The organism is Bradymonas sediminis, from assembly GCF_003258315.1.
Classification (GTDB): domain Bacteria; phylum Myxococcota_A; class Bradymonadia; order Bradymonadales; family Bradymonadaceae; genus Bradymonas; species Bradymonas sediminis.
On the sequence record NZ_CP030032.1, the window covers coordinates 2,761,551 to 2,782,424 of the forward strand.

General features: G+C 62.0%; 14 protein-coding genes. 9 read left to right on the plus strand and 5 right to left on the minus strand.

The window, feature by feature from the left end; translation table 11 throughout:
• Positions 1–278 precede the first annotated feature (278 nt).
• On the plus strand, positions 279–2,762 hold the full coding sequence (locus DN745_RS10455) for a penicillin-binding protein 1A (RefSeq protein WP_111334634.1): 2,484 nt from the start codon (positions 279–281) through the stop codon (positions 2,760–2,762).
• Between the two features lie 18 nt (positions 2,763–2,780).
• Here DN745_RS10455 and htpG read toward each other — a convergent pair whose 3' ends face one another.
• On the minus strand, positions 2,781–4,736 hold the full coding sequence (htpG, locus tag DN745_RS10460; protein WP_111334635.1) for a molecular chaperone HtpG: 1,956 nt from the start codon (positions 4,734–4,736) through the stop codon (positions 2,781–2,783).
• Positions 4,737–4,812: 76 nt separating this feature from the next.
• Positions 4,813–5,151, minus strand: coding sequence for a hypothetical protein (locus DN745_RS10465; RefSeq protein WP_111334637.1), 339 nt, complete (start codon positions 5,149–5,151; stop codon positions 4,813–4,815).
• A 270-nt stretch (positions 5,152–5,421) separates the two neighbouring features.
• On the opposite strand from DN745_RS10465, the gene DN745_RS10470 reads away from it, so the two are divergent.
• The 3 genes from DN745_RS10470 to DN745_RS10480 all read left to right on the plus strand — a co-directional run bounded on the left by DN745_RS10470 (position 5,422) and on the right by DN745_RS10480 (position 11,921).
• Positions 5,422–7,146: a putative ABC transporter permease subunit gene (locus tag DN745_RS10470; protein WP_111334638.1), complete on the plus strand. Its 1,725-nt coding sequence runs from the start codon at positions 5,422–5,424 to the stop codon at positions 7,144–7,146.
• Between the two features lie 74 nt (positions 7,147–7,220).
• Positions 7,221–8,852, plus strand: a complete 1,632-nt coding sequence (locus DN745_RS10475) for a hypothetical protein (protein ID WP_133621778.1) — start codon at positions 7,221–7,223, stop codon at positions 8,850–8,852.
• Positions 8,853–8,966: 114 nt separating this feature from the next.
• A complete protein-coding gene (locus DN745_RS10480) occupies positions 8,967–11,921 on the plus strand; it encodes a PD40 domain-containing protein (RefSeq protein WP_162687595.1) in 2,955 nt (984 codons plus the stop codon).
• Here DN745_RS10480 and DN745_RS10485 read toward each other — a convergent pair.
• Positions 11,918–12,781: a hypothetical protein gene (locus DN745_RS10485; protein ID WP_133621777.1), complete on the minus strand. Its 864-nt coding sequence runs from the start codon at positions 12,779–12,781 to the stop codon at positions 11,918–11,920. The genes DN745_RS10480 and DN745_RS10485 overlap by 4 nt on opposite strands.
• A gap of 434 nt (positions 12,782–13,215) precedes the next feature.
• On the opposite strand from DN745_RS10485, the gene DN745_RS10490 reads away from it, so the two are divergent.
• Complete coding sequence (locus tag DN745_RS10490; protein WP_162687596.1) at positions 13,216–14,325, plus strand: MopE-related protein; 1,110 nt, start codon at positions 13,216–13,218, stop codon at positions 14,323–14,325.
• A gap of 262 nt (positions 14,326–14,587) precedes the next feature.
• A complete protein-coding gene (locus DN745_RS19565; protein ID WP_204354968.1) occupies positions 14,588–16,015 on the plus strand; it encodes a MopE-related protein in 1,428 nt (475 codons plus the stop codon).
• A 198-nt stretch (positions 16,016–16,213) separates the two neighbouring features.
• Here the strand turns inward: DN745_RS19565 and DN745_RS10510 are convergent, their stop codons facing one another.
• Positions 16,214–17,371: a metallophosphoesterase family protein gene (locus tag DN745_RS10510; protein ID WP_111334646.1), complete on the minus strand. Its 1,158-nt coding sequence runs from the start codon at positions 17,369–17,371 to the stop codon at positions 16,214–16,216.
• Positions 17,372–17,568: 197 nt separating this feature from the next.
• Here DN745_RS10510 and DN745_RS10515 point away from each other — a divergent pair, with 197 nt between their 5' ends.
• The 3 genes from DN745_RS10515 to DN745_RS10525 all read left to right on the plus strand — a co-directional run bounded on the left by DN745_RS10515 (position 17,569) and on the right by DN745_RS10525 (position 19,837).
• Positions 17,569–18,384, plus strand: a complete 816-nt coding sequence (locus DN745_RS10515) for an alpha/beta fold hydrolase (RefSeq protein WP_111334648.1) — start codon at positions 17,569–17,571, stop codon at positions 18,382–18,384.
• 20 nt (positions 18,385–18,404) lie between these two features.
• The gene (locus DN745_RS10520; protein WP_111334650.1) at positions 18,405–19,157 is read left to right on the plus strand and encodes an SIR2 family NAD-dependent protein deacylase; all 753 of its coding nucleotides are present in this window, start codon (positions 18,405–18,407) and stop codon (positions 19,155–19,157) included.
• A 134-nt stretch (positions 19,158–19,291) separates the two neighbouring features.
• Complete coding sequence (locus DN745_RS10525) at positions 19,292–19,837, plus strand: hypothetical protein (RefSeq protein ID WP_111334651.1); 546 nt, start codon at positions 19,292–19,294, stop codon at positions 19,835–19,837.
• Positions 19,838–19,854: 17 nt separating this feature from the next.
• On the opposite strand, the gene gloA is transcribed toward DN745_RS10525, so the two are convergent.
• Positions 19,855–20,409 carry a lactoylglutathione lyase gene (gene gloA, locus DN745_RS10530; RefSeq protein ID WP_111334653.1) on the minus strand — a complete coding sequence of 185 codons (555 nt, stop codon included), beginning with the start codon at positions 20,407–20,409 and terminating at the stop codon, positions 19,855–19,857.
• Between the last annotated feature and the right edge of the window lie 465 nt (positions 20,410–20,874).

Sequence of the window (20,874 nt, forward strand, 5' to 3'; positions counted from 1 at the left end):
ATAGCGCAGCGATAGGCACCGCCCAGCCACGACTTCCGCACACTATTCCATAACCCTCAAAGTATCGCTTCAACAAGTTCACCCGCCGCTGAGCGAGACGCCTCGCCCAAAGACACCATCACACCCAGCTCTCTGCCGCCGAACTCGACATTTTCACCGATTCATGCGCATAATTCGCGGCGTCGGAATGGGCGCCACCAAGATTTGGTTCCACCCACTGCCGACACCCTACGACGCATCCCCCAAGTTTTAGCGACCGCAACTCACCGAATAAAAATATGGCATCCAACCGACGTAAATCAGGCAAGAAGACCGCGAAATCCAAATCGAAGTCCAAGAAGAAGAAAGGCGGACTCTTTGGCCGGCTGGTTAAGTGGATGATCGTGCTCACGCTGATCGGGGCGATCCTGGCGGGCGGCGCGGTGGCGGGCATCTTCTACTATTACGGCAGTGACCTGCCGCAATTGCTCAAGCGCGAGGACTATAAACCCCTGCAACTCTCGCGGGTTTACGCCTCCGGCGGCGAGCTGATCGGGGAGTTTGTGGCCGACAATGGGCGGCGTACGGTGGTCTCAATGGAGGAGCTGCCGGATTATGTGCGCTACTCCTTTATGGCCGCCGAGGACGCCGATTTCATGACCCATGAGGGCATCGATTACCTCGGCATGGTGCGCGCGTTCTACTACGCGATTCGCTACGATATTCCGGTCAAAGGCACCTCGACGATTACCCAGCAGGTGGTCAAAAACCTGATGCTCACCCACGACCGAAAGGTGAAGCGTAAGATCAAAGAGATCATCCTGGCGCGCGAGCTCGACCGCAACCTGACCAAAAGCGACATCCTCTTTCTCTACCTGAACACCATCTATCTGGGGCACGGCAACTACGGGGTCGAGGAGGCCGCGCGCTATTATTATGGCAAGCCGGCCCGCGACCTCACGCTCGCCGAGGCGGCGGCGCTGGCCGGGATTACCCAGTCGCCGGAGCGGCTCTCGCCCAAGAAATACCCGGAGCGAAACCTCAAGCGGCGCGAATATGTGCTCGGGCAATTGTGGCGCAAGGGGTTTATCGAAGAGGCGCAATATCGGGAAACCATGGAGATGCCGATCAAGACGGTGCCCTATGCCGAGAGCAATCCCTACCTGCACCAATTCCCCTATTTCGTGGCGCATACTCGCGAGCTTTTGGTCGAGAAATACGGCGAAGAGAAGGTCTATTCGGGTGGATTGCAGATCCACACGACCCTGGACGTCAACAAGCAGATGGCGGCCAAACTCGCGGTGCGCGACGGCCTGCGCACCTATGACGAGCGGCGCGGCTATTATAGCCGAATTCGGCGCATCAAAGACGCCGAGTTCGCGGCCTTTAATAAAAAGCAGGCCGCCAAAATCGCCAAGAGCGGGCTAAACCTGGGCAAATATTACGAGTCAGTGGTCACCTCGGTGGACGCTGATAAAGAGCACCTCAACGTGCAATTGGGCGACTATGCCGCGCGCATCAAGCTTGAGCCGCGCGGACGCATCATCACCCCCGACCTCAAAAAGAAGGACAGCCCGGACCAGAAGCTCGACGCACTCTTTAAGCGCGGTGACGTCCTGCAGGTGGTGCCGCTTGCGACCGAGCCGGCCGAAGATGGCATCCTGCCGGTGGTCTTTCGCGACGGGCCGCAGGCCTCGATCGTCTCAATTGACCCGGTGACCCGCGACGTCGTCGCCCTGGTGGGCGGCTACGATTATGAGAAGAACCAATATAACCGCGCGACCCAGGCGCGTCGCCAGACCGGCTCGACCTTCAAGCCCTTCGTCTACGGCGCCGGATTGGAGACCAAACGCATCACCCCGGCGACCATTTATCTCGACAGCCCCGCGGTCTTTAAGATGCCCGGCGGCAAGAGTTGGTCGCCCAAGAACGCCGACCTCAAATGGCGCGGCCCGGTGCGCGTGCGCGAGGGCCTGGGCGCCAGCCGCAACGTCATCGCGGTGCGCGTGCTCACCGACGTCGGCCTCGACGCGGCCACCGAGTTCTCCAAGAAGCTCGGCATCAAGAGCCCGATCGTGCAGAACTTCACGATGGTCATGGGCTCCAGCGAGCTGACCAACCTCGAGATCACCAACGCCTACGCCACCATCGCCAGCGGCGGCATGTACGCCGAGCCGCGCTTCATCACCCACGTCGAGAGCGCCAACGGCGAAACCGACTCCTTTGAGACACGCTTCACCCGCGTCCTCGCCCCCGAGGTCGCCTACCTGCTCACCGACTTAATGACCGCGGTGACCATGGGCTATGTCGACAGCCACGGCACGCGCCGCGGCGGCACGGCCAGCGGACTCGCCCGCGCGTTCGGCCGCCCCTTCGCCGGTAAAACCGGTACCACCAACGACGCAAAAGACGCCTGGTTCATCGGCTTTACCCCTCAATATGTCACAGGTGCCTGGGTGGGTATGGACGATAACTATACCCTGGGGCGCGGTGAATACGGCGCCAGGGTCGCCGGCCCGATCTGGGGCGACTTCATGAAGGTTGCCCACGAAGGGCTTGAGACCAAGGAGTTCGAGCCGCCGGCCTCCGGCATCGTCACCGCGACGATCGACCCGGCCACCGGCAAGCTCAGCCGCCAGAATGGCGTCGAAGAGGTCTTCCTCACCGGCACCGCCCCGACCACCTATGCACCGGTGGAAGCAAGCGGCAAAGCCGATGAGTTTTTGATGGGCCAATTTGACACCCCCGACGCGCCCCCCAGCGCGGCGGAAGATGAAGAATAAGCCCGTGAATTCGGGGCCTTAGCCCAGTAAATCCACCATCAATTTATTCATCCGTTTGACGAAGGTGGCCGGGTCTTTCGGCTTGCCACCTTCGCTCAGGATGGCCTGGTCGAAGAGGACCTGGGCCCAGTCTTCGAAGTCGGCGTTGTCGACCTCGCCGCTGAGCTTTTCGATGATGGGGTGGGTCGGGTTAAGCTCGAGGACCGGGGCAAATCCCGGGCTAAACTCACCCGCCTGGCGCAAGATGCGGTCGAGGTTCGAGCTGACGCCCTGCGAGCCGGCCACCAGGCAGCTCGGCGAGGAGGTCAGGCGGCGCGAGACGCGCACGTCCTGGACTTCTTCTCCGAGCGTCTCTTTCAGCCGCTCGATCAACGCCTGGATCTCCTCCGAAGCCTCCGGGGTTTCATCCTTCTTCTCGCTCTCCTCATCCGCGTCGTCGGCGTCCTCGGACTTACCAAGGTCGAGGTCCAACTCGCCCATGGCGACCGACACCAGCTCGTGCTCCTCGAACTCCGGCAGGTGCCCGACCAACCACTCGTCGACGCGGTCATGCAGCAGCAGCACTTCAATGCCCTTGTCGCGGAAGATCTCGAGGTGCGGGCTATTCTTGGCGGCCGCGAAGGACTCGGCGGTGACATAATAGATCTTCTTCTGCCCCTCCTTCATCCGCTCGACATAATCGGCCAGGCTCACATCAGCGCTCGGCTCGTCGCTGTGGGTTGAGGAGAAGCGCAGCAATTTCGCGATGCGCCCGCGGTTGCGGTCATCCTCGATGACGCCCTCTTTGAGCACCGGGCCAAAGGCCTCCCAGAATTTGGCGTATTTCTCGGGATTCTCGGTGTCCGCGGCGAGCTCCTCGAGCATGTCGAGGACGCGCTTGACGGCGGTCTTTCGCATGGCGCGCACCACGCGGTTCTCCTGCAAGAACTCGCGCGAGACGTTGAGCGTGAGGTCGTCGGAGTCCACCACGCCGCGCACAAAGCGCAGGTAACGCGGCAGGAACATCTCGGCGTCGTCCATGATGAAGACGCGGCGCACGTACAATTTAATGCCGTGGCGCTTGCCCTCAAAATCGGTGTTCATATCGAAGGGGCGACGCGCCGGCACATAGAGCAGCGTCGTGAATTTGAGCGTCCCCTCGACCTTACTATGGGTCCAGATCAGCGGGTCCTCGAAGTCATGCGAAACATGCTTATAGAACTCCTGATACTCCTCCTCCTCGATGTCGGACTGCGAGCGGGTCCACAGCGCCGAGGCCTGGTTGACCGTCTCATAGGCGACCGCGGTGTCCTTGGCTTCTTCGTCTTCGCCCTCTTCGGTCTCGGGCTCCACGTCGACCGGCATCTCGATCGGGAAGGAGATATGGTCCGAATATTTGCGCACGATCTGGCGCAATTTATAATTTTCGAGCAGCTCCAGGTTTTCCTCGTTGAGGAACATCGTGATCTCGGTGCCGCGCGTGGGCTTCTCGATCGTCTCGACCGTATATTCGCCCTCGCCGTCGGACTCCCAGAGCACGCCTTCGTTGGCCGGCGCGCCCGCGCGACGCGTGCGCAGCTCGACCCGGTCGGCGACCATAAACGCCGAATAAAAACCGACGCCGAATTGACCGATGAGGTTCGCGTCCGACTTCTGGTCGCCGGACAATTGCGCGATGAACTCGCGCGTGCCGCTCTGGGCGATGGTCCCGATATTGTGGGTGACCTCTTCGAGGTTCATGCCAATGCCGGTGTCGGCCACCGTCAGGGTCTTCGCCTCGGGGTCAAAAGACACGCGCACCTTCAGCTCGGTGTCGCCCTCATAGAGGTCGTTATCCTGAATCGCGGCAAAGCGCAGCTTGTCGATCGCGTCGGAGGCGTTCGAGATCAACTCACGCAAAAAGATCTCTTTATTGCTATAGACCGAGTGAATCATCATCTTTAGCAATTGACTGGTCTGCGCTTCGAATTTGCGTACCTGTTTCTTCTCGCTCATACTCTTTGCTCCATTATTGGTTTCTCAATACATCAATGATTCAAGGGATTAAGCCCGCTTATTTAGGTCTTCGGGCTTAATTTGGCTTGCCGTCAATCGGCGGACAAGCGGCGCGCGCGTCGAGCTCGCGATAATATTGCTGGCGGCGGATCTCCTTATAGATCTCGCGCGACGGCTTATTAATCGCGCGCTGGCGCAGCTCGCACCAGTCCAGATAATCCTGGACGTCGATATAGACGCGGTGCGGCTCAAACCCAAGGTCGGTATATTTGTCGAACGCGGCCTGCGCGTCGGCCAGCCAGCTCTGGTAGTCCTCGAAGAGCCCGACCTTATTGCGGCTGGCTTCGAGCAACAGGTTATAATCTGCTTCGCGGTACCAAGTGAAGGCGATAATTTGTGCTGTTGGCGATTCCATAAACTCCTCGTCGATTAAGGCTTAATTCTGATATCAGCGCGCTCTTTCTACGCGCTCCAATATCACAACGATGCTAAGAGTCGATATGGTCATAAAATTCCCGCCCGGCCGAGCAGAACCCGGCGCGGCGATGATATGGGTTTCCATATGCCGGGCCGTTGGCCTAGAATGCGATTATCCGTGTCGCCGAGACGCTCCTTCTTTGCCCAGGCGCTCCTTGAATCGCTCTAAATTCCATCTCCGCCAAACCGCCGACCTCCGGGGGGCACCGTGATTGGAAACCTCATCGCCATTAAATTCCAGATGGTGCGCGGCGGCCTGCGCTCGAAACAAGATGGTCGCTTCCGCGGGCCGGTCTTTTTTGTGCTCAGCCTCTTCTTCTGGGTCAACCTGTACCGCGGCAGCCTGTGGTTGGTGTCTCAATCGATCGCGATTGAGCCGGTAGGCGAGTTGCTCATCCAGAAATTGCTGTCCATCGCGTTTCTGGTGTTCTTCGCGCTGCTGGCATTCTCGAATGTGGTGACCGCGTTTACGACCTTTTATCTGGCCGACGACCTTCAATTCTTGATGTCCAAGCCGATCCCGCGCGACACCTTTTTTAGCTCGCGCTTTATCGAATCGCTGGCGCAATCCTCCTGGATCGTCCTGCTCTTCGGGCTGCCGATCTTTATCGCGTCGGGGGTCGGCGTGGGGGCCACCTGGGATTATTATATGATGCTCGGGTTGGTGCTGCTGCCCTTTGTGGCGCTGCCCACCGCCTTCGCCACCTTGTTGTCGCTGCTGGTGACCAACCTCCTGCAGGCCAACCGAACCCGCGACGCCCTGCTCTTTTTGGGGCTCCTGGGCTTCTCGGGCCTCTTCTTTATCGTGCGCGCGCTGCGCCCGGAGCGCCTGCTTAACCCGGATAGCTTCGACTCCATCGGCCAGATGCTCGACCTCCTGTCGACCCCGACCAGCATCTATTTGCCCAGCGACTGGTGCATGAACGTGGTCATCCCGGTCCTCTTTAAGTCGGGCAGCCCGGATTGGTGGTCTTTCGGCATTCTCTATAGCACGCCGATGGCGCTGTTCTTCGTGTCGGCCTGGCTGCACCGGCGCTGGTATTGGCGAGGGTATTCCAAGGCCCAGGAAGGCCGCCACGGCCAGGGCCTGCTTCAGATCGGGCGCGACTGGCTCTTAAAGCGAAGCGCGAATTTGCGCGGCGATCTCGAAGAGAACCTCGCCGACCTGGAGGCCCGGGGCGACACGCTGCTGTCGTCGTTTCGCGAGCTGGTGCGCAAGGACCAGAAGGTCTTCGTGCGCGACGCCTCTCAATGGTCCCAATTGCTGGTGGTGGTCGCGATCATCATCATCTACCTGGTCAATTATAAATACCTGGAGGCCGCCGCCGACCAGGAACTCTTCGGGCAGGTCGGCCTGTATTTCTTCAACCTGGCCTCCTGCGGCTTCGTCCTGGTCGCCCTGTCGGGGCGCTTCGTCTTCCCGTCGGTGAGCGTCGAGGGGCGAAGCTTCTGGCTGATCTTGCAGGCGCCGATCACGCTGGAGCGCTTTTTGGTGGGCAAATGGCTCGGCACGCTGGCCCCGGTCTTTATCGTCGGCCAGCTGCTGATCTGGTCCTCCAACCTCTTGGTGCTCCAGAATTGGGTGCTGATGCTGATCGCCAGCGCGTTGATCTTTTTGCTCACCCTGGTCTCGACCGCCATGGCGATGGGCCTGGGCGCGGTCTATCCACAATTTCACAACCCCAACGCCGCCAAGATCGCCTCGAGCTTTGGCGCGGTTATCTATATGATCCTCGCCATGCTCGTCGTCCTATTCACCCTGGCCTGCACCTTCGCGGTGACCATGCATATCGGGTCGCTGATCGACGGCAAAGGCGGCCGCTCCATCACCTCATACCACCTGGTCATCTTCACCATCGGCCTGCTGACGCCGCTGGTTGTGTCGTGGATCTCTATTCGCATCGGCGCCGCCTCGCTGCGCAGGCGCCTTTGAGTTATATGCGCGCAGAGAAAACGCTCCGCGCGATGGTTTTCCCAAATTATTAATCATTAAGTTGTAGATTATTTATGCCGCCATCTGAATCATCCTCGGACAACAAACCCACGCGCGACAGCGCGGCGCCCTGGCGAGTTCGAGACGCGATTAAGCCGCCATTTACGCTGGATTTAGTGTGGGTTTTGCTGCCCTTTTCGCTGGTCCTCCTGTGCTTCGGGATGCTGCCGCTTCGCTCCTGGGATTATTGGTGGCACCTGACCATGGGTCGGCTCGTGCATCAATATGGGGCCATCCCGGCGGCCAACCATTACCTCTATACGATGGACCCCGAGGCGCCCTCCTATATCCAGCCGTGGCTGTCCCAATGGCTCTTCTACTGGTTGCATGACCTCGGCGGCTTGCAATTGGTGCTGCTGGTGCGAAACCTCATCGCCGGCGGGTTGGCGGCGTTTCTGGGGATGCGCGCGATGCGCCAGAGCCGCTCGGCGATGTTCGGGGCGGTCCTCACGCTGGTGGGCTTCGCGCAGGCATTTCCCTATATCGCCGCGCGCTCACATCTTTTTGTCCTGCCGCTTTTTGCCCTGCTCGTCTGGCTCGGCGCTCGGATCCGCAAGGGTCAGACCCCGCTGGCGGCCGTGATACTATTTCCGGGGGTCGCCGCGCTTTGGGCAAACCTGCACGGCTCGTTCTTTCTGCCCGCTGCCATCGCTTTGGCCTTCGGCGCCGCGTCCATCTGCGACCGCTTCGACCCCCGGCCGCTGGCCGAGCGCCGGACCGTCGTCGAGGCGCCCACGAAACAGAGCATCGCCTGGTTTGGCGCCTTCGTCGTATCCCTGGTCGCGCCGCTGCTAAACCCGCGCGGCGCCGAGATCTACGGCTATGTCATCGCCCTGTCGACCAACCCGGAGATCCAGAACACCGTGACCGAGTGGATGGCCGCGACCCCCTGGAACCCGCCCGGCATCGGCATGATCTTCTACGCGTCGATGGGCGCGGGCGCGTATATCTTTTGGCGCAACCGCCGCTCGGTGGACCCGGCCGACGTCTTCTTATTCGCCGGCCTCGCCCTGATGACCATCATGGCCGCGCGGGCGATGTTGTGGTTCGCGCTCATCATCCCCTTCGTGCTCGCGGCCTATCTTCGGGCTGACGACGCGACCCGCGCCGACAAGGCCCCGGACATCCCGCCGCGCCCGGTCCGCGCGTTCAACCTGCTCTTCGCGATCGCCTTGCTGATGTCCGCGCTGATCCTGCAACCCGGGACCATTTACCACCGGGACTTCGTCAACGCCTACCCGGCCATCCCGACGCGCGACGCGGCCCCCTTAAACGGCCTTGTCCTCGCCAGGACGCCCGTCATGGAGACCGCGATCTTGGAGCAACACCCAGGCGACCAGCATATTTTTCACGACCAGGAGTTCGCCGGATATCTGCTCTTTCACCTCACGCGCTCGCGCCCCGCGCCCATCGTCTTTGTGGACCAACGCGTCGAATTGCCGTCGGCCGAAATCTGGGACCTCTACGCGGTGGCCAGCACCACCTCGGCCTGGAAGGGGATCTTCCAGCAATACGATATCACCGCGGCCCTGCTCAATAAGGAGACCCAGCCCATACTCATCGAGAATATGCGCGCCGACTCCGATTGGGAGATTCGCCATGAGAGCGCCTATAATGTGTTATTTATCGAGAAGAAGCGCAGATAAGCCGAGCGTCTTTGTCACAGCCCATTGCCCGGCTTATGCCACCACTCAACCCACGGAATATAACCCCTGATGTGCGGGCCCATTTCAAAACGAACGCGCGAGCAACGCGCTCCGATGCGCCCCGACCTCGGGGCAGCCATCTTCGGGGCGATGCTGCTGGTCGTCGCGCTGATGAGCGCCGCCCCGCGCACGGCGCAGGCGCTCGATGACCCGTCCCTCGAATATTATACCATCGAGACGCAGCATTTTTACGTCCACTATTATAGCGGGATGGAGGACTTCGCCCGGCGCGTCGCGCTACTCCAAGAGGAGGCATACGCGGTGCTCACGCCGCTGCTTGATTGGGAGCCTAAGGGTAAAACCCACGTCGCAGTCAGCGACCGAAGCGACAGCGCCAACGGGTCGGCCAACGTCTTTCAGCGCAACCGCATCCGCATCTACGCGATGCCCCCGGAGCCCGAGGGCACCCTGGGCCACTATGACGATTGGCTGCGCATCCTCGTCTACCACGAACTCGTCCACATCCTGCATCTGGACACCACCAGCGGCATCGCGGCGCTGCTCAACCGCGTCATCGGCAAGCAGCTCAACCCGAACCAGGTCATGCCGCGCTGGTACACCGAGGGGCTGGCCACCCACTTCGAATCCCAGCGCAGCGGCACCGGGCGCGTCAACAACGCCCGCATGCAGATGTGGCTTCACACCGCCGCCCTGCAGGACGACTTATTCACCCTCGGCCAGGTCACCGGCACCCCCGTAAGCTGGCCCCAGGGCAGCGCCGCCTATATCTACGGCAGCTTCTTTCTGGACTATATCACGCGCACCTATGACCGGGATTTCCCCCGGCGGTTTAACCATGAATATGGCAGTCGCATCATGCCATTTAGCCTAAACCAAACCGCCAAAGAGGTCGGCCCCAAGACCTTCGACGAACTCTGGAATGAGTTTACCGCCGCCACCCAGGGGGAGTCTCAGGCCCGGCGGGTCGCGGTGATGGCGGCCGGTGCGACCCGCGTCGAAATCCTGAGCAAAGGCGGCGGGCGAAATGGCTACCCGAGCCTTCGCCCCGGACACGATGAGGTGTCCTATTACCGGGCAAATATGGAATCACACGCCGCGTTCTCGACCCTGGACGCCTCGGGCAAAAGTCGGCTGCTCTTCTGGGAAAACGGCGCAAGCGGCGCCCATGATTGGAGCCCGAACGGTGAGCAAATCGTGTACGGAAAGCGAACCGTGCGCGATAGCATCTACTCCTATAACGATCTCTTCGCGCGCGACCTGCAAAGCGGCGAGCGCCGCCGCCTGACCCACGATGAGCGCGCGCGCGAGCCGGCCGTCTCGCCCGACGGCAGGCGCGTGGCCTATGTGCGAAACCTCTTTGGTACCATGGAGTTGGCGGTGCGCCGCCTCGACCAGTCGAGTCACACACCGCCCGAAATCCTGGCCGGCGCGAGCAAGTGGCCGGCCGAAGATCCGCGCCACTGGCAACAGCTCTCATCGCCCACCTGGCACCCCACCCGGAATATCATCGTCTTTAGCGCCTGGCGCCTGGACCGGCGCACCCGCGACCTGTGGCTCTATGATTTTGACCAGCCCGAAGGCGCGCGCCTTCGCCCGCTGACTCACGACGCGGCGGCCGACCTCGACCCGAACTTCGGCCCCGACGGGACGCTGTATTTCTCCAGCGACCGCACCCGGATCTTTAACGTCTACGCCATGGACATCGACTCGGGCGAGGTCACCCAGCTCAGCAATGTACTGAGCGGGGCGTTCGACCCGGTCGCGAGCGCCGACGGGCGCTGGGTCTATGTCAGGACTTATACCGTTGACGGCTATGAGATCGGGCGCTTTGCGCGCGCCGAAAACCCGCCGCGCCCCGCTCCGGCGAGTTTCCGGGGCGCGCTGCGCCGCGACTACCCCGAGGTCGACACCAGCCAGTGGGTCGACTCGGGCTATAAACCGTGGCGCTGGGTCGCGCCGCTGACCTTCACCCCCGAAGTCGCCTTGCTGCTCGAGGGCGCCGGTTTCGGCGCGACGCTTGAGGGGCACGACCCCGTCGACCACCATCAATGGCAGCTCGCCGCCGCCTGGGCGACCGGCCCGGAGGTTGCCGACCGCAGCTCCGCCATCAGCGCGGCTTACCGATTCGGCGGCTGGCCCATAACAATGGGGCTGGACACCGGCTTTCGCACCTTCCCTGCGATGCGCGATTTCTTCGCCGAAAACCAATACCTCCCCTTGAGCGAGCGCACGCTATTTGGGCGCGTATCGCTGAGCTATCCCATCCGCGCCACCGACGATGCGCTGAGCCTGTCGGCGTCGACGCGCATGCATTATTCCAGCTTCTATGACGCCCCAACCCCGAACCACCAGCCCGCCGATCTTGAGCCCATTTCGCCCGAAGATGGCTGGTTCCAAGACCTCAACTTCGGCCTCTCCTACTCGCGCCTCAACTATTATACGCAGGGGATCAGCCCCACCGATGGCGTGAGTGGACGGATTAGCGTCGGCCTCAACTATAGCCTGCGCGAGCCCGAGCAAAACTCGGTGAGCTTCAGCTACGGGTTCAGCGGATACGTCTCGGTGCCCTATCTGAAGCACCATGTGCTCAGCCTCGGGGTCAACGGCGGGATCATTCGCTCCAACTTCCCCGGCGCGCGCGGCTACGGCCTGGGCGGCTACTCCCCCCAGGACGTGCTCACCGCGATCGTACTGCAGCGCCCCAGCAACCCCTTTGTGCTTCGGGGCTATCCGCCCGGGTTCTCCCGCGGCGACCAATACCAGGTCTGGCGCGCCCAATATCGACTGCCGCTCTATGATTTTGAACACGGATTCTCGACGGTCCCAGTCTTTATTCGCCGCCTAAAGGGCTCGGTATTTTTCGAAATGGGCGGGGCGTTTAGCGGGTATTTACGCGACCAGACCTACCTAAAGAGCGCTGGCGCCGAGGTTCAACTCGACACCACGCTCGGGTATTTTCTGGGCGGCTCGCTGCGCCTGGGCTACGCGCATGGGTTCGACACCGGCGGCATCGACTCCGTTTATCTGCGCTACGGCGGCGGGTTTTAATTATCGCAAAAGCCGAAGCCGCCGGAGTCCACGATCGGCTTGCAGGAATTCATATTATCAAAAAATGTGCAGTCGATGTCGGAGGCGCCCACCTCGCACGGTTCAATGCAATGCTCCCGGGTCGTGCCGTTCGTCGTCACAGGCAAACAGGTCAGCCCGGCCGGGCACCCATCCTCATGGAGTTGTGCCGCGCTACAGCTCGCGCTAATCCGCTTATTGGGGACACCATTTGCATCCGTTCCGCCGTCATCATTTAATAGGCAACGGAAATTCGACGAGAACGCGACCTCCGACTGGAAGGGGTCCGGCACGCAGCGCTCCCAACTCTGGCAGCTCTCGACGAAGTTGATCAGGTCGCATCCATCGGTACAAAAACCCAACCCCTCGGCGATGTCGACATCGGCGGAGGCGCAGAATTGTCCGCTGCTGCAAAGGGTTGGCGCGCCTATCTCGCAGGGGCGAGAGCAGACCGAGCCGCGCGGGTCTGGCAAGGCCCAATCCACGCAGACAAGTCCGTCGGCGCAGTCGGCGAAGGTCGTGCAATCGTCGCCCTCGCCGCCGGTGCCGATTTCATCTGGGCCTACGCAACGCGTTCGTTCACTAGCCTCATCGTAAACACAGGCTGGATTCGGGGCGGTGCAACCGGAGGTCCCGACCAGCGCGCATTCATCGCCGAGTTCAACATCGACGTCCGGGCCAGCGTCCCCTTCCTCTCCGATATCCTCCGGGGGCTGCTGGCTGTCCGGGTCGACATCGTCGCCGAGGGCGTCGCGCTCAGCGTCACTCGAGTCAGCCGCTGGGCCAACGCCCGAGTACTGCACCGAGTCCAGGTCTGCATGAAGGTTGCAACCGGCGGTCATGAGCGAAATGCAGGCGACAAGAGCGAGCAAACGCCCGGAAATGCCGACTTCGATTTGCGCAGGTCGCGCGCGGTGATTTGATGTAGAAATGCTCAAGGCTCGTCCGTTTTCCCGGGAAAAAACACAGCGTCAAATAACACCGTATCCAAATATCGCATCACTTCTAATGATTCGGCTCAACCACCAAAGTCCTCTTCGGCCAAGCACCGCAGCCCCATTGTCGCGCGAGGACCTGCGCCTTGCAACCCAGCATCTTCCGGCCAATCGCGGGCCTTTAAGACCGGGGCAATAGACTGCTCTCGTTTGATCTCTCAGCATGAGTAAAATAGACTAGATGCGCACGCTGAATCAAACCTCTCTAATCTTGGCATAATACTATGACATCCGCTGTCAGAAGGCTAAAACTACTTATATTATCGCTTCTCGCGCTAATTATGGTCAATTGTATTGATATCGGAACCTCCGAGAAACCCGGCCCGGCGGACACCCTCGACACGGGCGTGACCGACACCAACGCCGACGGTCCATCGGACACCGGCGAGAGCGGCGCCGACACCACAGACGTGGATGGGAATTCAGACGCGGATGCCGACGCCGACGCCAGCGACCCGACGCGCGCCGACGCGTCGGACGCCACGAGCCAGCCGGATACCGGCGACGCCGAAGACGCCGAAGACGCCGGGTCGCAAGTAGACCCCGGCGACTGCACAAGCGAAGACACCAGCGCCTGCGTCGCCCTGGCGAATACACAGGTCGCTGGCTGCGTGCTCGGCAGCTGCATTTTTGAGTGCCAGGACGGGTATCTGGACCTAAACGGCGACATCGGCGCCGCGGGCTCCGACGGATGCGAATACGCCTGCGCGCCGACCAACGGCGGCGTCGAAATCTGTGACGGCCTGGACAATAACTGCGACGGACAGGTTGATGAGGGATTTGCCGATCTCGGAGACGCCTGCACGGTGGGGCTCGGACAGTGCCAGCGCAGCGGCAATATCGTCTGCTCAGCGGACGGCGCGCAGACCGAATGCAGCGTGAAGCCGGGGTTACCCAGCACTGAGACCTGCAACGGCCTCGACGACGACTGCGACGGCGTTATCGACAATAACCTGCCGCAAAATTATTACCGGGATGGCGACGGCGACGGGTATGGTGACGAGTCAAGCGGACCGGTGGCCTGCGACTTCGCCAACGGGGTCACGATCACCCGCGGCGGCGACTGTGACGATACAAACGCCGACGTCCATCCGGGTGCGCCCGTATGCGGCCCGAACCCCGGCACCCACCAACCTGCCATCGACTATAATTGCAGCGGCAGAACCCTCTGCGAGGAGTTCGCGTGCAAATGGGGCCCAGAAGCCCTGTGCCTCACCGACGACGGCGATGACGGGCGATGTGGCATGGGATCAACCTGCCAAAAACTTGCCGACGGAGAGTGCCGCAACGATACGGACTGTCGATTCGGCAACTATTGTGCTTGTCTAACCCCCGGCCCAAGCGTCTGCTGCCCCGATGGCCAGTTATGCTTGTGCGGCGAGCCCTATTAGAACGAGGCAGAACGCCTCCACGAGCTTGGGCGACGCGCCTGCTTCGGTGTCGCCCTTACCCGCCCTCAACCTTTGTGTTGAGGGCGTTTTTTTGTGCTCCATCGTCCCCCGGTCCGCCCTCCTATGAATTGCGCCAATTTTGCACCAAAATCGCACCAAAGTTGCACCAAAACAACCTCGTGATTCCCGCCAGCGCCCCCTATAGTCGGTGGTATCGGCTCTATTCCCGACACACTTACTTCGTAATACTGCGAGTTTTCTGATGAAATTATTCTCCACGAGAAAGTCTCTTGTTATTTTGGCTGTGCTCTTTGCGGGATTCAGCGGCGTCAATTGTAGCGATAACGCTGCGCTGACCGCCGGCAACGCACAGCAAAACCCGAGCAACAACGACGCTGGCGCGGCGGACACCACCGGCGCGGACACCAACGAGGACCTGGACACAACCTCGCCCGACACCAGCGCCCCGGACACCACCTCGCCCGACACCAGCGCCCCGGACACCACCTCAACCGACGAGTGCACCAGCTTCGACTTAAGCGGCTGCGACGCGCCGGCCAATAGCAGCGCGGTCGGTTGCACCGTGGGTTCGTGCACCTACGAGTGCAACGCCGGATTCCACGACCTCAACCAGGACCTCGGCCAGGCGACCTCGGACGGCTGCGAGTACGCGTGCACGCCAACCAATGGGGGGGTCGAAATTTGCGACGGCCTCGATAATAACTGCGACGGCGAGGTCGATGGCGGGCTGGACGGCACCTACTACAAGGACGCCGATGGCGACGGCTTCGGCGACGACTCCGACTCGGTCCAGGGCTGCGACGCCGCCAACAACTACACCACCCAGACCGGTGGCGACTGCAACGACCTCAACGCGTCGGTCTACCCGGACGCTCCGATCATGGAGTGCGCCAGCCCCATCGACTATAATTGCAACGGCTCGGCCTCCTGCGACGACCCCGGGTGCATGGGCGAGATTTGCCGCGCCGACGGCCGCGCTGTCTGCACCAGCGGGCCGATCAAATGCATCGCCGAGGACACCGGGGGGCCTGTGGGGATCTGCGAGATCACCAATGGCGGCGTCGAAATCTGCGACGGCATCGACAATGATTGCAACGGCGCGGTCGACGACGGGCTGAGCGGCGAGACCTATTATAAGGATATCGACGGCGACGGTTATGGGCAGAGCGCCGACTCGGTGCAGGGTTGCGACGCGGCCGCCTATTATACCGCCACCGAGGGCGGCGACTGCAACGACACCATGCCCGGCATCTATCCGGGCCAGGGTTGCGATGAAGTGCCGGGTGACATCGAGCCGGTTTGTTTTCCGAGCAACGGCGGCGTCGAGATCTGCGACGGCCGCGACAATGACTGCAACGGTGAGATCGACGACGGCATCACGGGCATGCACTATAAGGATGCCGACGGCGACGGCTATCCGGACATTAGTGACTACATGTCGAGTTGCAACGCCGCGCTCGGCTACACTCATAAAGTCAGCGGGACTCTCCAACCCGACTGCGACGACAACAACCCGGATATCTATCCCGGCGCGCCGCCCCAGGAATGCGCCTCCGGGACCGACTACAGCTGCAACAACCGCGGCGGTTGCCGGGATGCGGCCTGCCACGGTCAGAGCTGCAACGATTCGGGCGGAAGTTGCAATGCGTCTCTAGGTGTATGTCTATAAGATGATAACACGCATCAACCGTGTCTAGACCAATCTATCGCGGCCTGGGATAGCCTCACCGCCGCATGATTGAGGCGACTAAAAAAGCCGACGCCCCTTGCAAGGAGCGTCGGCTTTTTATTCGGCAGTTATTCAGCAACAACCAAACCACGGGCGGCTTGCCCCAAGGCGGGCGAGCCGCCCGCGCTCCCGCTTAGCCTATAACCCCTCCGTCACATCATCGCGCCAGACCCGCTGCGCGCCTTCATTTAGCGACTCCGGCAGCGTTGACCGCTCAATCTTGGGATGCGCGCCGTGTCGCTCCGACGTGGACGCGTAGGCGTCGAGGCTGACCTCGCCGTCGGGCGCCACCCGCGCTACCACGACGCTCTTGGGGCTCACCACGTCGCTGCCGATCAATTTGCGCGGCCCCGAGCCCAGACACGCCATACTCACCAGCCGCAGGTCTCCTCGCCGCCCCGGATAATACGCGTGGTGATGCCCGGCGAGCATCAGGTCGACGTCGAATTCGTTAAGCATCGCCTCGAGCTTGGCGTCGCGAAGAATCTCGGTCTCTCGGCCCTGGCTCACCGGGTAAAGCGGGATATGCCCGAACACCACCTTCGCCCGGGCGTCGCGGTTGGCCTGGAGCACCTCGCGCAGCCAGCGCCGCTGGGTGGCGTCGATGGGCCCGACCGTGGTCGCGTCGAGGGACACAAAGAGCACGCCCTTGGTCTTAAACGCGTAGTGCAGCGGGTAGAAGCGGTCGTCGACGAACTCGACCTGCGGGCGCCGGGCGCGCCACTGCTCTACAAAAGTGATGCGCTCCTGATAGAATACCGCGCCGGCCGACGCGTCGTGGTTGCCCGGCGTGACCGCAAACGGAATCCCGGCGCGGGCAAACGGCGTCGTCACCGCCGCGTGAAACCCCGCCCACATCGCCTCATAATCGAGCCCCGCGCGCTGGCCGGCGACCATATCGCCGGTCGACACCACCAGGTCCGGGCGCACGTCCTCGACCAACCAGCGCACCGACTCGTGCACGCCATCGGCGTAATCCTGCGCGCCGTAGCGCCCGTTGAGGTCCGAGACCACCGCGAAGACCAGCGCCTCGTCGGCCGGCGAGGCGTCGTCTGGAGGCGTTTGCGGCCGGGGGCTCGCGGGCTTAGTATCTTCGTGTGGCTGACGCTCGGCGCTCGCCCTGGCTCCCCGCTGGGTCGCGCGCGCCTGGGCCGAATCGCTCGCCCGGGTCTCAAGCACCAACGCGCCCTCGGCGCCACTACGCCCGCCAACCTGCGTGCACGCCACCAGCAAGAGAACCGGAAGCACGACGAAGGATGAAACCCTGGGAGCGTAGTTTCGCATCAAGAGACGCATCGTTATTCTTTGGTGAGCGGGTGAAGAACAAGAGTGGAAGCAGGCGTGTTCAGCTTAACTTGGGCTGGACTTGGACACCGCCAGCGCGCAGATTGTCGACGCTGCTGGCCGAAGTGTCAAAAATTCGGCAGACTACACCCGGGATTTCTCCCGTCTAGACAATTTCCTCCTGATTGATTGCACCCAAGAGCGTAAATATGGCTGATTTCCGCACCCAAGACGGCTGCAAAATTCACTATAAGGCGCACGGTTTTGAGGCCGATGGGGTCGCCCAAGATGGCGACGTCGTCGTCTTTTTGAACGGCATGACCCAATCGACCGCGCATTGGAATAGCCAGGCCAAGGCGTTCGTCGCCGCCGGTTTTCGCGTGCTCGCCTACGACGCGCGCGGCCAGGGCGACAGCGAGCTGGGCGACCTGGCGCTGAGCCTGGAGTTGCACGCCGCGGATCTCGACGCCCTGCTGGCAAGTTTAGGGCTCGCAAAGGTGCACCTGGTCGGGTTTAGCCACGGCGCGCGTGTCGGCCTGGCGATGGCCACCTGGCAGCCCCAGCGCATCGCCAAGCTCGTGCTATGCAGCGCCACCGCGCGCCCCACGGCGCTTGCCCGCACCATCGTTCAGAGCTGGCACGGCGTGCTCACCAGCGGCGGGCTCGAGGCCATGAGCTGGAGCTCCCTGCCGATGATCCTGGGCAACGACTTTTTGCAGACCAACGAGAAGATCCTCAAAGGCGTGGTGCGCGCCGCCGTCCAGCGCAATGACCCCGCCGGCGTGCAGGCCCTGCTCGAGTCCATGATGGAGTACCCCGACCTGGCCGAGCTGGCTAAAAACGTCGACCTGCCCGCCCTAGTTATCTCGTCGGACCAGGACCTGCTGGTCACCCACGACGGCGCGCGCGCCCTGGCCGAGCTGGCCGGCGGCCGCCACCAGGAGATCAACGGGGTCGGCCACACCATCCCCATCGAAGCCCCCGACGCCTTTCGCGATGCGGTCATCGCGTTCCTAGGCTCCTGATACCCCGTGAGATCCCACCCATGACTACTTCCAAAATTGCCACCGCTGCCCGCTGGATCCGCGACGCCGACCATATCCTGGTCTTCTGCGGCAGCGGCCTATCTGCCGAATCGGGGGTCCCGACTTTTCGCGGCGAAGACGGCCTCTATAACGACTCAAAGCTGCTCGAATACGCCCACGTCGACGCCCTGCGCGACAAGCCCGACGAGGCCCTGACCTGGTTTCATAAGGTCGTCGACATGCTCGAGCCCCTGCGCCCGAACGCCGGGCATTTCGCGCTCGCGCGCATCTGCCAGTCGCGCCCCTGCACCATCGTGACCCAGAACGTGGACCGCCTTTTGGAGCAGGCTATCGCGCAGAGCCCCGGGTCGAACCCGCCCGCCAAGGTCTGGCACCTGCACGGCTCGCTCTATAAGGCCAAATGCATGGACTGCGACGCGCCGCTTAAGACCATGCCCGAGGACCTGCTCGGCGCGCGCTGCCCCAAATGCGGCGGGCGCCTGCGCCCGGACGTCGTCCTCTTCGGCGAAGAACTCCCCGAAGCGCCCTATTTGCAGGCCCAGGGGGCCGCGCACGTCGCCGACCTGGTGCTGCTTCTGGGGACCTCGGGCATCGTCAACCCGGCCGCGATGCTCCCCGGCCTGGCCCGCTCCCACGGCGCCAAGCTTATCGAGATTAACCCCAACCCCACCGAGCTCAGCGCCCTGGCCCACCTGACCCTGCGCGGGCCGACCGGCGAGCTCTTGCCGGCCATCGAAAAACGCATTCGCTAAAGCCGGCGCCGGCGCCCCTAGGATTGCGATATGAAGCGGCGCAAAGTCTCTTGCTTCTGCGCTGAGCAGGCGATAGTTTCCAGACATATCACCGATATCTAACCAGCAAATATTTACCAGATGAATAGGGGTTGATGATGAGTAAAAAGACCGAGCAAATTCGAACAAATTGGATGGTTCAGTGGCGAAAAGAGGCTCTGGCCGACGACGCGGCGTGGCTGCGCGATATGCTGGAGAACCCGGACGCGACGACCTCGGAGCTCATCGACGCCCAGCTCACCCTGCTGTCGCTCATCCCGGTTGAGGAGCCCGAGGGGGATTGGGACCCGAATTATCTGCTGAGTTGGCAGCGCTACGACGCCGAGCTCGACGAGGACCTGGTCACCATCCAACTGCACGGCAAGAAGCACGCGCTGCTCTTCGCCGAGCCCGACACCCTCGAGGAGCTGCCGTTTGACCAGATCTTCGAGGCCCTGCAGACCGAGCGGGTCGCCATCGAGTCGGGCGACGACGATATCGAGACCCTCTTCGACGCGGCGAATTATATCGAGGCGACGCTTGACCTGCCCGCGCCTGACTTCGACGCGGGCGCCCAGACCACCCTGCCCTGGACCGGCGACTCAGGCCGGCTCGAGGTCGACCTGACAAGCCCCGAAGCCCAGCAGGTGCTCGACTTCTGAGCGCCCACTCGCCGGGCTTAGCCCAGGTGCTCGCCGAGCGCCTCGGGCAAACACGCCGGCTCGACGATCTCAAGCCAATACCCATCCGGGTCCTGGATAAACGCGATATCGCGCATCGAGCCGGCCTCCGGGCGTTTCACAAAATCGACGCCCAGCTCGTCAAAGCGCGCGCAGGCCGCGTCCAGATCCGGCACCGCAAAGCCCAGGTGCCCGAAGCCCTTGGGCGCGCTATTTCCGTTATGATAGGCGACGCTCTCGTCGTCCTCGTCGCCCCAATTATGGGTGAATTCGAGCAACCCGGGGCGCGAAAAGGTCTCGACCATGCGCGCGTCGGCCTCATCCGACCAGGACGCTTCGGCCTCGGGGGCCAGGGTCGCCAGGAAATACAGGCTGAACTCCATCTCGGGGAAGTCGAGCTTTCGCACCAGGGTCATGCCCATCACGCGGGTATAGAAGTCGATCGTGCGCCTGGGCGACTTGATGCGCAACATGGTGTGGTTGAACACAAACCCCTCGGTCCGGGGGTCGCGCTCCTCGCAAAGGCCTTCGGCTTGTTCAAAATGGCGGCTCATCGTGGTCTCCTTTTTGATTGAAGTATATGCGCGACGCGCCCGGCGCCGCAGGGGCAAATATGCACGGAGACCACGCCATTGCAAGCACTTCCCTCGCCCCGTTTGACCCATCGCGCTCCCTCCAAACCCCATCGCGCGTGGCTTCCGAGCGATATTGCGCCACCAAACACACGTTCAACGTCATTTTTGACCCATCGACCGTGCCATAGTGTCACACCTCACGGCGTTTTCGACCTATCGGGCTGCCAAAAAATCACGTTCGACGTCATTTTTGACCCATCGGCCTGCCAAAAAATCACGTTCGACGTCATTTTTGACCCATCGGCCTGCCAAAAAATCACGTTCGACGTCATTTTTGACCCATCGGCCTGCCAAAAAATCACGTTCGATGGTGTTAGGGACCCAGCCCACCCGCACCTCCACCCCAGGGCAAGCCCTGGGGCTCTTGCAGGGCCCCCGGCCCCT

Coding starts and splice junctions, on each gene's coding strand:
- DN745_RS10455 (WP_111334634.1), top strand. CDS start 279: ATGGCATCCAACCGACGTAAATCAGGCAAGAAGACCGCGAAATCCAAA.
- htpG (WP_111334635.1), bottom strand. CDS start 4,736: ATGAGCGAGAAGAAACAGGTACGCAAATTCGAAGCGCAGACCAGTCAA.
- DN745_RS10465 (WP_111334637.1), bottom strand. CDS start 5,151: ATGGAATCGCCAACAGCACAAATTATCGCCTTCACTTGGTACCGCGAA.
- DN745_RS10475 (WP_133621778.1), top strand. CDS start 7,221: ATGCCGCCATCTGAATCATCCTCGGACAACAAACCCACGCGCGACAGC.
- DN745_RS10480 (WP_162687595.1), top strand. CDS start 8,967: ATGCGCCCCGACCTCGGGGCAGCCATCTTCGGGGCGATGCTGCTGGTC.
- DN745_RS10485 (WP_133621777.1), bottom strand. CDS start 12,781: ATGACCGCCGGTTGCAACCTTCATGCAGACCTGGACTCGGTGCAGTAC.
- DN745_RS10490 (WP_162687596.1), top strand. CDS start 13,216: ATGGTCAATTGTATTGATATCGGAACCTCCGAGAAACCCGGCCCGGCG.
- DN745_RS19565 (WP_204354968.1), top strand. CDS start 14,588: ATGAAATTATTCTCCACGAGAAAGTCTCTTGTTATTTTGGCTGTGCTC.
- DN745_RS10510 (WP_111334646.1), bottom strand. CDS start 17,371: ATGCGTCTCTTGATGCGAAACTACGCTCCCAGGGTTTCATCCTTCGTC.
- DN745_RS10515 (WP_111334648.1), top strand. CDS start 17,569: ATGGCTGATTTCCGCACCCAAGACGGCTGCAAAATTCACTATAAGGCG.
- DN745_RS10520 (WP_111334650.1), top strand. CDS start 18,405: ATGACTACTTCCAAAATTGCCACCGCTGCCCGCTGGATCCGCGACGCC.
- DN745_RS10525 (WP_111334651.1), top strand. CDS start 19,292: ATGATGAGTAAAAAGACCGAGCAAATTCGAACAAATTGGATGGTTCAG.
- gloA (WP_111334653.1), bottom strand. CDS start 20,409: ATGAGCCGCCATTTTGAACAAGCCGAAGGCCTTTGCGAGGAGCGCGAC.